At 65.8% G+C, this 12551-nt stretch carries 13 protein-coding genes; 7 read left to right on the forward strand and 6 right to left on the reverse strand.

The window, feature by feature from the left end; all coding sequences use genetic code 11:
* Positions 1 to 46: 46 nt before the first annotated feature.
* The 7 genes from NTV05_02875 to hemL all read left to right on the forward strand — a co-directional run bounded on the left by NTV05_02875 (position 47) and on the right by hemL (position 7097).
* A complete protein-coding gene (locus tag NTV05_02875; GenBank protein MCX6543339.1) occupies positions 47 to 307 on the forward strand; it encodes a porin in 261 nt (86 codons plus the stop codon).
* A gap of 40 nt (positions 308 to 347) precedes the next feature.
* Positions 348 to 1643 (forward strand): glutamyl-tRNA reductase, encoded by a 1296-nt coding sequence (hemA, locus tag NTV05_02880; GenBank protein ID MCX6543340.1) that lies wholly within the window; start codon positions 348 to 350, stop codon positions 1641 to 1643.
* Entirely contained in the window at positions 1630 to 2607 is a 978-nt protein-coding gene (gene hemC / locus NTV05_02885) for a hydroxymethylbilane synthase (protein MCX6543341.1), read from the forward strand. The genes hemA and hemC overlap by 14 nt, the downstream gene beginning before the upstream one ends.
* A complete protein-coding gene (locus NTV05_02890) occupies positions 2604 to 3410 on the forward strand; it encodes a uroporphyrinogen-III synthase (GenBank protein ID MCX6543342.1) in 807 nt (268 codons plus the stop codon). Before hemC ends, NTV05_02890 begins: the two co-directional genes overlap by 4 nt.
* Positions 3410 to 4630: a chromate efflux transporter gene (chrA, locus tag NTV05_02895; GenBank protein MCX6543343.1), complete on the forward strand. Its 1221-nt coding sequence runs from the start codon at positions 3410 to 3412 to the stop codon at positions 4628 to 4630. Before NTV05_02890 ends, chrA begins: the two co-directional genes overlap by 1 nt.
* Before the next feature lie 143 nt (positions 4631 to 4773).
* The gene (gene hemB / locus NTV05_02900; GenBank protein ID MCX6543344.1) at positions 4774 to 5760 is read left to right on the forward strand and encodes a porphobilinogen synthase; all 987 of its coding nucleotides are present in this window, start codon (positions 4774 to 4776) and stop codon (positions 5758 to 5760) included.
* Between the two features lie 26 nt (positions 5761 to 5786).
* Positions 5787 to 7097, forward strand: a complete 1311-nt coding sequence (gene hemL, locus NTV05_02905; GenBank protein MCX6543345.1) for a glutamate-1-semialdehyde 2,1-aminomutase — start codon at positions 5787 to 5789, stop codon at positions 7095 to 7097.
* A 68-nt stretch (positions 7098 to 7165) separates the two neighbouring features.
* On the opposite strand, the gene NTV05_02910 is transcribed toward hemL, so the two are convergent.
* The 6 genes from NTV05_02910 to NTV05_02935 all read right to left on the reverse strand — a co-directional run bounded on the left by NTV05_02910 (position 7166) and on the right by NTV05_02935 (position 12416).
* Positions 7166 to 7549, reverse strand: a complete 384-nt coding sequence (locus tag NTV05_02910) for a response regulator (protein ID MCX6543346.1) — start codon at positions 7547 to 7549, stop codon at positions 7166 to 7168.
* Between the two features lies 1 nt (position 7550).
* The gene (locus NTV05_02915) at positions 7551 to 8999 is read right to left on the reverse strand and encodes a PAS domain-containing protein (GenBank protein MCX6543347.1); all 1449 of its coding nucleotides are present in this window, start codon (positions 8997 to 8999) and stop codon (positions 7551 to 7553) included.
* A gap of 78 nt (positions 9000 to 9077) precedes the next feature.
* Positions 9078 to 10826 carry a response regulator gene (locus tag NTV05_02920; GenBank protein ID MCX6543348.1) on the reverse strand — a complete coding sequence of 583 codons (1749 nt, stop codon included), beginning with the start codon at positions 10824 to 10826 and terminating at the stop codon, positions 9078 to 9080.
* Positions 10827 to 10894: 68 nt separating this feature from the next.
* On the reverse strand, positions 10895 to 11590 hold the full coding sequence (locus NTV05_02925; protein MCX6543349.1) for a hypothetical protein: 696 nt from the start codon (positions 11588 to 11590) through the stop codon (positions 10895 to 10897).
* Positions 11591 to 11626: 36 nt separating this feature from the next.
* Positions 11627 to 12199: a macro domain-containing protein gene (locus NTV05_02930; GenBank protein ID MCX6543350.1), complete on the reverse strand. Its 573-nt coding sequence runs from the start codon at positions 12197 to 12199 to the stop codon at positions 11627 to 11629.
* Positions 12192 to 12416, reverse strand: coding sequence for a hypothetical protein (locus NTV05_02935; GenBank protein ID MCX6543351.1), 225 nt, complete (start codon positions 12414 to 12416; stop codon positions 12192 to 12194). Before NTV05_02935 ends, NTV05_02930 begins: the two co-directional genes overlap by 8 nt.
* Positions 12417 to 12551: the final 135 nt, after the last annotated feature.

The following is a 12551-nucleotide window of genomic DNA, read 5'->3' on the forward strand; positions in this document are numbered from 1 at the left end:
GGGTGCGTCGCGGTGATGGCCGATTGCATCGCCACGCCGACCGTTGGTGCCGGGCTCAGGTCACTGGGGCGCCGTCGAACTGGCGGCGCGCTATACTCACCTCGACGTCGGTCCGTCCGTCTTTCCGGTTCTCGCAGACCCGGCCTTCACGGTCCGATCGGTTGCGGCCGTTGGCGTGGCGTTGAACTGGCATTGGAACCGGTCGCTGAAGGTCGTGCTGGATTACGAGCACACCCGGTTTGGTGGCGGAGCGGCGGTCGGCAATCGACCTGCCGCGCACATGCTCCTGGGTCGATTGCCATGCTGATTGTAACGCCCCCCTCGCGCCCCCTGTGAGAGACATTGTCATGCACGTGCAGCTGCTCGGCATCAACCATCACACCGCTCCGATCGAACTGCGGGAGGCGCTGGCGATGGATGGCGCCACCGTGCAGGCCGTCCTGCGCGAGATTCGGAGCAACGGGGCCGTCAGTGAAGCCGTCATCCTTGCCACGTGCAATCGAACGGAGTTCTACGTGAGTGCCGCCGACGCGGTTTCGGCGGAGGCCGCGATGCGCCAGATGTTCGTCAGACAGGCGGGCCACCGGGGCTCGCTCGTCGCGCCACACGCGTACCTGCGGAGCGGCGACGAGGCCTGCCGCCACCTGCTGCGCGTGGCGGCCGGGCTCGACTCGATGATCCTTGGCGAGCATCAGATTCTGGGCCAGGTCCGCGGAGCACAAACCCTGGCGCAGGATGCCGAGACCCTTGGACCGCTGATGCACCGGCTGTGGTCGACCGCCATTCACACCGGCAGACGGGCCCGGGCCGAGACCGACATCGGGATGGGAGCCGTGTCGGTCGCGTCGGCGACGGTGAGTCTGGCCGAACGCGTGCTGGGCGATCTGAGAGACCGGTCAGTACTGCTGATCGGGGCCGGCGACACCTGCCGCCTGGCGGCGCGACACTTCGCCGACCGGCGTCCCGCCCGTCTGGTGGTGGCCAATCGGACACTGGCGCGAGCCGCCGCCGTGGCCGAGGCGTTCGGTGGGTATGCGGCGCCGCTTGGCGACGTTCCATCCTTGCTCTCGTCAGTCGATGTCGTCGTGTCCGCCACGCGTGCGCCCGCGTTCGTGGTGACGTGTGAGATGGTGCGCCGCGCCGTCGCCGGGCGCGGCGCCAGACCTCTCGTCCTGGTGGATGTGGCCGTACCCCGCGATATCGAGCCATCGGCGGCGAGCCTCGACAACGTCGTCCTGTATCCCATCGATGCGGTTCGCACCCTGGTCGACCGGAGCTTGGCTCATCGGCTGCGCCAGGTGCCGCGCGTTGAAGCCATCGTCGAGGAGGAGTGTGGAAAGCTGATGGCGTGGACGAGAGGGCAGGGAGCCGCGTCGGTCGTGCGCGAGCTTGCTGACCGCTTCGAACGCGTGCGCGCCGAGGAGGTGGGCCGCAACCTGAAGCACTTCCACCCGGATGAGAAAGCCTCCATCGATCGGATGACCAAGACGCTCATCAACCGGCTGCTCCGTCCGCCCATCACCCAATTGACGTCAGGCACGCTCCCGCCGTCTGTCGAGTCGGCCCGCCTGGAGCTGCTGCGGGAGCTGTTCGCGCTGGAACCGGCTCCCTCCGCGCTTGGGGTCGGCAATGGGACTTCCTGACGCGGGCGCTCCGATTCGAATTGGCTCGCGGGGCAGTGACCTCGCGTTGAAGCAGGCGGCGGAGGTGTCCGACCATCTCCGCATCCACGGGCCCGGGATTGTGGTCGAGCACGTCGTCATCCAGACCCACGGCGACCGCGTGCTCGACGTGCCCCTCGCAAGGGTGGGGGGCAAAGGGCTCTTCACCAAGGAACTCGACGACGCGCTTCTGGCCGGCACGATCGATCTCGCTGTGCACAGCTTGAAGGACGTGCCGACCGCCTGCCCGGCCGGCCTCACCGTCACCGTGGTGCTGGCCCGGGAAGACCCCCGCGACGTCCTGGTCACCGCATCGGGCGCCACGCTCGAGACGCTGCCGCCAGGCGCGCGCATCGGAACCTCGTCGCTCCGCCGCCGCGCCCAACTGCTCGAGCGGCGTCCCGACATCAGGGTGCTCGATGCGCGGGGCAACGTCACGACCCGACTGGCCAAGCTCGACCGCGGCGAGTTCGATGCCCTCGTGCTCGCCCGGGCCGGCCTCGTTCGCCTCGGGCTCACCGATCGCATTGCGCAGGTGATTGCGCCAGACGTGATCGTGCCAGCCGTCGGCCAGGGGGCGCTGGCAGCGCAATCGCGCGCCGCCGATGCCCGTGTAAGTCGCCTGTTGTGCCTGCTCGATCACCGCCCCACGCGCCTCGCGACGTTGGCCGAACGCGCGCTTCTCGCACGGCTCGGGGGCGGATGCCAGGTCCCAATCGGTGCCTTCGGCACATGGCGGGACGGGGTGCTGGCATTGACGGCGATCGTCGCCGACATTGACGGCCGCGGATCGGTGCGTGGACGCGAAAGAGCGTCGGTCGATTGCGAGAGCGATGCGGCCGACGCGGGCACGCGGCTGGCCGACCGCCTGCTGGGGGACGGGGCCCGCGCGTTGCTCGATCGCGCGCGCGCCGCGCTCGGAACCACGGGCGGGGACCAGCCATGACCTCCGCCGCCCGGGAACGTGTCGTCATTGTCACGCAGGACGATGGCGCCGGTTCCCGCCTGTCTGCGCTTCTTGCCGCCAATGGCGTCCGGGTATGGTCGGTTCCGGTCATCGTCTTCGAAGTCGTGCCGGACCAACTCCCGATCGAGCAGGCGCTGGCACGGCTGGGGGAGGTCGACTGGGTCGTGTTTACAAGTGCCAGAGCGGCCGGGATCGTCTGTGCGCGGCCGGAGTGGCGCGGCTGGCAGTGGTCGACCGCTGCCGCTCCGCGCGTCGCGGCTGTCGGACCCGTGACCCGCGGGGCGGTCGCCTCGAGCGGCGCCCCCGTCGCGCTCTGTCCGGCCAACGGCGGCGCCGACGAGTTGGCACGCGCCATCATTGAGATTGATGGCGGCACACTGGCCGGGAAGACCGTGCTCTGGCCCCGATCCGCCATCGCTCGGTCCACGCTGCGCGACTTGCTGGTCGCGGCCCACGCGCGGATCATCGATCCGATCGCGTATACCACCAGGGCGGTTCTGCCAGCCGGCATGGTGGATGTCGTGCGCGAACTCGAGGCCGGACGCGTCGATGCCGTGACGTTCCTGTCGCCGTCGAGTGCCGAGGCTTTCGCCGCAGCGCTTGGGACGACGACCCTGTCCAGTCTCGCCGGCCGCACGGTCGTGGCCAGCGTCGGACCCACGACGACGGCCGCGCTTGTCGGGCTGGGCGCTCCGCCAGCCGTGGAAGCCGCGAACCGGACCAGTGATGGCCTGGCCGCGGTCCTGTTAGGCCGCTTCGATCCCGATCGGGGAGCCTCGTGATGGATCGCCTGGTCGGGATGACGCCCACCATCGCCGATCCTTCCAATCCCGCCGCGTCGGTCGCTGCGGCCCCGTCGCTGGCGGCTCTGTTCCTCGCGTTTCTTCGCCTGGGTGCGACCGCGTTCGGTGGACCCGCGATGGTGGCCTACATCAAGGACCTGGCGGTCGCCAGACGGGGGTGGCTCGCCGAGGCCGACTTTCAGGACGGCGTGGCCTTGTGCCAGACCATTCCAGGGGCTACCGCGATGCAGACGACAGCCTACGTGGGGTTGCGTACGCGTGGTGTTCCAGGTGGCGTGATCGCATATGTGGCCTTCGGTCTTCCCGCATTCGGCCTGATGGTGGGGCTGACTGCCTTGTACCTTCACACCCGCGCATGGCCAGTCACGATCAGCATGTTCCTCGGACTGACGGCGGTCGTGGTCGCGCTCACCGCGAACGCCGCCTGCACTTTCGCCAGCAGTTCCATCACGAACTGGCGCGGCGCGGCGCTGGCTGCCGCTGCGACCGTGGCGCTCACCATCCGAATCAATCCAATTCTCGTCATCGCCGGCTGCGGAATCGTCGGCGCCGGGCTGTTGAGAGGCGGCAACACCGAGCGCACGTCTCGAGGTGACTTGTCCCGCCATCGGGATGTCCTCTACCCGACGCTGGCGCTCGCAGTCGCCGCTGGTGGCGCGGTGGCACTGCTCTTCTGGATGGACCGTCAGTTGTTCGAGCTGGCGGTGACGATGATCCGGGTGGATCTTCTGGCGTTCGGCGGTGGCTTTGCGTCGGTGCCGTTGATGCAGCACGAAGTGGCGGAAGTCCGCGGCTGGATGCCCGTGCGGACGTTCATGGACGGCATTGCGCTCGGACAGGTGACGCCTGGCCCGATCGTCATCACCGCGACCTTCGTGGGCTACCTCTGCCGCGGGATTCCCGGGGCCGTTGTCGCGACGATGGGCATCTTCTCGCCGTCCTTTCTCATGGTGGCGCTCATCATGCCTCACTTCGACAGGCTCCAGCGCCTCGCCATTTTCCGGGGCGCGACCCGTGGCGCGTTGTTGTCGTTTGTCGGATTGTTGGCCGCCGTGACGGTCCGATTCGGGCTCGCGACCTCGTGGACGATCAGGACCGCGATACTGGCATTGGTCGCGTTCGTCGCCCTCCGTCTCAGAATAGACGTCTTGTGGGTTGTCCTGGGCGGAGTCTTCGTGTCTCTGTTGCCTGCGTGGTAGAGGCTCGGGCCGATGATCCTCATCCTGTTCGACCACGGGTCCAGCCGAGAGACGATTTCACGAACCTGGCCCCCAACGCTGGTGCAGACATGCTCGGCGCGATGTAGATTAGACTAGGTCAGTCTCCTCGATGGAGTGTCATGATGAGCTTTCCGACGCAACGTCCCCGTCGCCTCCGCCGAACCGATACGATACGGCGGCTCGTTCGCGAAACGCAACTGAGCCCCGCAAACCTGATTGAGCCTCTGTTTGTGTGCACCGGTGAAGGCGTACGGCGCCCGATCGCCGCGATGCCGGGTTGTTTCCAGTTGAGCGTCGACGAACTGGTCGCCCAGTGCCGCGATCTCCAGGCCCTGGGGATCTCGGGCGTCATCCTGTTTGGTCTTCCTGATGCCAAGGATCCTGATGGGGCGGCGGCCGCCGACCCTCAGGGGCCGGTGGCCACTGCGCTCAAGGCGCTGCGGTGTGAGTACCCCTCGCTGTCATTGTGGGCCGATGTCTGCTTGTGTGAGTACACGGACCACGGCCACTGCGGACCGCTCAGCGCCGGGCCGGACGGTAGAGTCGATGTGGACAACGATCGGGCCCTGCCGCGCCTGGCCGATGCGGCCCTGGCCTATGCGACGGCGGGGGCCGATGTCGTGGCTCCGTCCGACATGATGGACGGCCGCGTGGGGGCGATTCGTGACGCCCTCGATCGAGTCGGCCGTACCGACATTATCATCGTCTCGTACGCCGCGAAGTACGCGTCGGGGTTCTACGGACCGTTTCGTGATGCGGCCGGATCGGCCCCCGCTTTTGGTGACCGCCGGGGCTATCAGATGGATCCGGCCAACGGCCGTGAGGCTCTGCGGGAGGTTGCGTTCGATCTCGAAGAAGGGGCGGACATCGTCATGGTCAAACCTGCCCTCGCGTACCTGGACGTCGTATACCAGGTCAAGACGCGTTTCGAAGTTCCCGTTGCGGCGTACAACGTCTCGGGTGAATACGCGATGATCAAAGCGGCGGCAGCCAATGGCTGGCTCGACGAAAGCCGGATCATGCTCGAGACGCTGTTCTGCATTCGCCGGGCCGGGGCCGACATCATCCTGACCTATTTCGCCAAGGCCGCCGCACGGGCGCTGGCCTGAGCGGACCTCATCCGGAGGAGTGAAGCGTGGCAGACCTGCCGCAGACGGCCGGGGCAGAGAGCCGGGCCCTGTTCGACAGAGCGAGACAGTGCATCCCCGGCGGTGTCAACTCGCCCGTACGCGCTTTCCGCGGCGTAGGCGGCACACCCCTGTTCATTGCCAGCGCACATGGCGCCCGTGTCGAAGACGAGGATGGGCGGAGCTTCATCGACTACATCGGGTCGTGGGGTCCGATGATTCTCGGCCACGGGCATCCAGCCGTGGTGGACGCCGTCACGCATCAGATCACACGCGGTGCTTCATTCGGCTCGCCGTCCCGGCTTGAGGTGGAGATGGCGGAGCAGTTGACCAGTTGGGTGCCATCGCTCGAGCGCGTGAGGATGGTGAACTCTGGCACTGAAGCGACCATGTCTGCTGCGCGCCTGGCTCGGGGCGCGACCGGACGGCCGAAGATCGTGAAGTTCGAGGGGTGCTACCACGGTCACGGCGACTCGTTCTTGATCAAGGCCGGTTCCGGTGCCGCCACGCTGGGCGTGCCCGACAGTCCCGGCGTGACTGAGGGAACGGCGCGTGACACCCTGGCTGCCGCATTCAACGATCTCGACGGCGTGACGCGTGTCTTCGATGAATACCCTGGCAGCATCGCCGCGGTCATCGTGGAGCCAGTGGTGGGCAACATGGGGGTGGTCGCGCCGCGCCCCGGCTTCCTGGAGGGGTTGCGGGCGTTGTGCACCAGGCACGATGCCCTTCTGATCCTGGACGAAGTGATGACGGGGTTCCGCCTGGCCAGGGGCGGTGCCCAGGAACTGTACGGTGTGCGGCCTGACCTGACCACACTCGGCAAGATCATCGGTGGCGGGTTGCCCGTAGGGGCCTACGGAGGGCGGGCGGACCTGATGGCGCTGGTGGCGCCGGAGGGTCCCGTGTATCAGGCCGGTACGCTCTCTGGCAATCCGCTGGCGATGGCGGCGGGACTCGCGACGTTGGGTCAGATCGACGCGACGCCCGGGTTCTACGGCCTGCTCGAGGCATTGGGCGCACGCCTCGAATCGGGGCTGCTGGCGCAGATTCAGCGGGGCGGTTATCGGTGCCGGGTCGCGCGTGCCGGGTCGATGTGGACGCTGTTTTTCACGGCGGACGACGTGGTCGACTGGGCGCGGGCGTCCCGGTGCGACACCGCGCGCTATGGGCGTTTCTTCCACGAGATGCTGCGCCGCGGCGTGTCTTTGGCACCGTCGCAGTTCGAAGCCAACTTCATTTCAATCGCGCATACCGACGCGGATATCGACGACACGATTGCCGCCGCCGGCGCGGCGCTGGGTGTGGCCTGGGCGTGACGGATGCCAAGCCTTGAGCTCACGTGAGTCGAGGAGCGCCGTGTACAGCTGGCCTCGTCGCCGGCTGATCAGATCGGCAGCAGCTTGGCGACAAGCGCCAGCAGTTCCCCGGTATCGACCGGCTTGCTGAGATAGCCGTCCGGAGGCGGCACGTGCCTGCGCGACGAGATGAACGTACGGAAGTCGTCGGACACGCCGGTGATGATGATCACGGGAATCGTGTGCCATGCCTCGGTCTCACGCAGATCGCGATAGCACCGAACGCCGGAGGTTTCCGGCATCGTGATATCCAATGTGATCAGGTCGGGGCGGTGCTTCTTGACCAGGTCGATGGCCTGTGCCCCGTTCCCGGCGGTGATGGTAGCGTACCCATTGTCTTCCAGCAGGCTGGAGAAATAGGTCACCGTGTCCGCGTCGTCATCGATGATCAGAATGGTCTTCTTGTCGGTCATCTCAGTGTGTCCCAAGGGCGGTGACGGCGCCGGGTTCGGCGGCGCTTCCGGATCTGGAGTTCGGAATGGCGACCACAAAACGCGTGCCTGTGCCAGGTGTTGACTCAATCTGGATAGAGCCTCCATGCGCCGTTGCGATCTTGTTCGCCACGAACAGGCCGAGCCCCGTGCCTTCGGAGCCCTTCGAGGAGAAGAACAGGCTGAAGGCCTTCTCCCGGGTCTCCTGTTCCATCCCGATGCCGTTGTCTTCGATCTCGAATCCGGTTGAACGATCTGTCTGACCGGTCCGGAGCGTCACGCGGTGCACCGGCTTCTTCACGTCGAGGCGGCATGCGTCGAACGCGTTCTCCGTCAGGTTCACCAGCATCGCCCGCACGGCCTTCTCGTCCGCCTCGAACGTGCCTGTCTCCGGGGCGACCACCCGGGTGAACTCGATACCAAGCTCAGTGGCCTTGTCCCGCATGGCCTCGAACACTTCGTTGACGACGGCCTCGGCCGACACCGGCTTCCAGTCAGGTTCGCGGTCCTTCGCGTAATAGAGAATATCCAGGACCATGTTGCGGACCCGCTCGATGTTCCGTTCGACGATGCCCCATCCCTTGGCCACACGCGCTTGATCCCCTGCGGCGAGCCCCTTGTTGACCAGGTACACTCCGCCATTCAGCCCGTTGAGCAGGCCTTTGATCCCGTGGGAGATGGACCCGATGAGCAGCCCGATGGAGGCGAGCTGGGATTGGAGCCGGCGGATCTGAGTGATGTCGGCGCTCATTTCCATGATCCGGTCGACCTTGCCGTCGGCGCCAACGATTGGCGTCGTGTGGACGAGGACGTTGATCGGGCGACCGTCCCGCGACGTCACGACCTCCTCATGGACGTGCAACTGGCCGTCGTCGAAGGTCTCCCGGACGGTGCACGGGAAACACTCCTCGGTTCGATGCTTGTAGATCTCGTAGCACTTGCACCCGAGGAAGTCGCCGAACGTCTCGCGATGCAGGCGATTCGCGTCGACCATGTTCAGGTCACGATCCTGGATGGAGATGTAGCAGGGCACTTCCTCGAACAGCCTGCTGTAGTGCGCCTGGCTGTTGCGGAGCTGGTTCTGGAGGCGCTTCACATCGGTGATGTCGGTGGACATCTCCATCACGCCCGTGATGTGGCCCTCTTCGTTGCGGATGGGCTCGGTGTACACGATCACCGATACCTCCGTCCGGTTGAGGCAGGTGACGCGTTCCTCGCCGCTGTGAACCTGGCCGTCGCGGAACGTCTGTTCAACCGGGCAGACCTCGCACTTCTCCGCGCGGTGTTTGTAGACCTGGTAGCAGTATCGCCCTCGGTAGTCACCGAAGGCTTCGCGAAACCGCCGGTTGGCCGCCATCACCTTAAAGTCACGGTCCTGCACGGTGACGTAGCAGGGCATCGCGTCGAAGTACTGCTCGTAGGGAAGATCCATCGCTGCCTTTCGGCCTGTGGCTCGGTGTTCGTCTGCCCGGACGACGCTGCCTCTCGAACGGTCCCCGCGGGGGGCAGCCTAGTGCACCTCCAGGATCTTCCGCACGTTCAGGAGCAGGGTCTCGTCGTCCACGGGCTTGTCCAGGTACCCCTCGGGCGGAAAGACCCCGCGGTCGTAGATCAACCGGCGCAGTTCCGGCCGGCCGGTGATGATGCACACCCGGATGCCCGCCAGATCGGGGTCCTTGCGCAGCGTCTCGAAGACCTTGCCGCCGTCGGTGCCAGGCATCGAGAGGTCCAGCGTGATCAAGTCCGGCTTCTCCCGGCGCGCGATCGCGATGGCGGAATCCCCGTCGCTGGCTTCGAACACGCTCGCGCCATTGTCCTGCAGCACCGCGCTGTAGAAGACCAGCACATCCGGCTCGTCGTCCACGACCAGGATCCGTCGGCCCGCGAGGCTGAGCTGAGCCCGTGGTGCGACGGGCTCGGGTTCGACCACGGCGGGGAGCGCGACCTTCGTCGGTACGACGATGGCATTGGCAACCAGGTTGACGAGCTGGGTGACCTGCATGCCGAGCTTGTAGTGGCGGATGCAGTCGGTCAGGCCGTCCACGCAGTTGTGACATGACGTCACCACGACACTGGCTCCGGTCGCGGCCAACTGGTCGGCCTTGACCTTGGCCGACTTCAAACGTCGGGGCGTGTACTCACTCATCGACATGGCACCGCCGCCGCCGGTGCAGCAGTAGTTCTCGGACCGGTTCGGGTACATCTCGCGGAAGTCGGTGACGACCAGACTGAGCAGCTCGCGCGGTTCCTCGAACAAGCCGCAGCTTCTGGCGTTGTTGCACGAATCGTGGAAGGTGACCGGCGTCGTGTTGCGGGACTTGTCGACCTTGATGCGGCCTTCCTTGATGTACCGCAACATGGTGTTGACCGAGCTCTCCATCACGAACGGGACATCCATGCCGGCCCAATTCGGGCCCTCGCACCGCGTCGACCGATACCCGTGGCCGCACTCGGAGATCACCAGCTTCCTGCCGCGCAACTCGGTGACCTTGTCGTACAGGCGCCGCGCCACGGCGCCGCCGAGGTCGTCGTCGCCGGAGAAGAGCCCGAAGTTCGTCATGTCCCAGCCCTCGCTCGGCATGGTCCACTTCTCACCGGCCAGGTGGAAGATCTTCGCCGCGTCGGCAATGGTCCGGGGGTCGTACTTGACCTCGCGCGGATTGATGGAATACACGACGTCGGCGTCCATGACGTCCACCGGGATCACCGCGGCCGGGTCGTTCAGTTCGCCGCTGAGTTCCTCCGACATCCACTCGAGCGTCTCGAGGTACTCCTCCTTCAGCACGCCCATCTGGTTGCCGATCTCCCATTGATCCTTGCTGACGACGGCGACGCCTTCCGGCATCACGCCGACCGACACCAGGAGGCCGCGCATCATGCGGTTGACAACGGCGAAGTCGACGCCCATCGGACAATTGATCGTGCATCGCCGGCAGTTCGTGCACTTACCGAAGGCGATGTCCTTCAGTTCTTCCAGTTCCTCGTCGGTCGAGACCGTCGACGCGCCCACCCACCAGGGGAAGACCCGGCCCGTCCAGTCGAAGTGCCGCTTGAAGATCTTCCGGACGCGGTCAGCCTTGTAGGCGGGCGCATACGTCGGGTCGTCGGGATTGGTCAGCACGTAGTGACAGGAATCGGTGCACATGCCGCAATGCACGCAGGCCGTCAGGGAGCCCACCACCTGCCGGTTGAGCTTCTTCGCCATGCGCTCGAGGAGCTTGTCGGCCTTGTGCGAGCGGGGTTGGTAACTCGTGGACACGCTGCTCTCCGGTCTATGCCGTTCGGGTGACGGTGCGTCGCATCGGCGGCGCAGTGGCGCGGTGCCGTCTACGGGGTCCTCACGGAACGAGGCCGGGGGCCTCGTTGGATCGGAAAGACACCTCGGTGGGTCAGCGTCCGGCCCAGATAGAAACGCGTGAAGGGGTAGTAGAGGTAGTGCGAGATCTTGCTGAACGGCACGTACAACAGGAAGAAAGCCGTCAGGAAGAAGTAGACGAGCCGCACCGTCTCGAGGGCGTCCACGCGGTTCGGCACCGCCAGGACGGCGAACAGGAACCAGATCGCGAGCAGCGTCAGGGAGAAGTAGTCATCTGGCGTGCTGATCACCCGCATCGTCCTGTTGGACACGCGGCGGACCAATCGCGCGACCGACACGAGGAAGGCCGCGCCTATCATGATCTGGAGCGTGAGCACGAGCCATGAAGCGTCGAGCCAGTGCGGGCCGTAGGGAATGATGAACGACAGTGCAATGGCGGCCACCACGCCGAGATGGAAGACGACGAACTGCGCGTACAGCAGGATGTGCGTGCGCGTACTTTCCATGGCCAGCGGCATCGCGACGTTGAGCCACGAATAGAGGATGCCCCGTCGCATGGCTGGCGGTGTAGGGCCCGTGGGGGCCTGACGGTCCCGACCGGCCTTGAAGCGTAGCAGCCAGGCAATCCGGAGTGCGTAGACACACGCCATGACCAGCAGGGCCGTTTCCTGGAGCCGGTGTTCGGCGAAATGGAGGAGATCACTCATATCCTGTCTCACGCGCGGTTGGTGTCGGCGGCGTCGTCACGACGACGCCGGTGTCATCGCCGCCAGCCTGGCTTCGAACGCCTTGTACTCTCGAGTGTCGTTTGCGCAGATGATCACTTCCCGAATGCCCGTGGTCGTTGAGAGGTATGCCGTCAGCGTCGACAGCATCACCTCCGCGCACACCGGAAGAGGAACACCGTAGAACCCGGCCCCCATCGGGGGAAACGCGATCTGAGCGATCCCCCGATCGTCCGCCAGCTTGAGGGCGTTCACCATCGTCGCGCGCAGCTTCTGCTCAAGGTCCGGCTCCTGGAACACCGGACCCACGGCATGGACGATGAACCTGGCGTTCAAGGTGCCGGCCGACGTGACCACGGCGCCGGTGACCTGAACCGATCCGATCTGGTCGAGTTCCTCCTTGATCGTTGCACCGCCCCTTCGGGCGATCGCATTGCCGAAGCCAGACCCGAGCGCGAGGTTGGGCCTGGCGTAGAAGACGATGGCTTCGGCGTCCAATGTCGTGATGTCGGCCTTGACAAGCCGCACCACGCTCTTGTGAACGGGGATGACGCCCGTCGTGGGGCGATTGACGCTGCTGGTGTCAGCCAACGTTCGGCTCCTTGGTGTCCCGGATACCGGCATTCCTGTGGACCTGCATCTCCTGCTCGGCAAGGTTGCGGAGCTTGTAGGCCGTGTCGCGGAGCGTTCCGAACAGGACACCGCACCCGGTATCCAGACGCGTCTGGTCGCCATGGTCGGCCAGGAGCATCATGTCTCGCGACAACCGGAGCACTTTGAGGATGTTCTGATTGCAGTCCCGTGCCACTCGAGTCTCCAGTGTGTGCAACTACAACAACACTGGAGCATGCGACGTGCCAGGCGCCCACCTTCTGCGCGCAGCTCGAAAGCACTGAAAACGCAGGATATTCCCGGGCGAATCGGACTGGGCTGGTTCGGGAGG

The organism is Acidobacteriota bacterium, from assembly GCA_026393755.1.
Lineage (GTDB): Bacteria > Acidobacteriota > Vicinamibacteria > Vicinamibacterales > JAKQTR01 > JBAXOX01.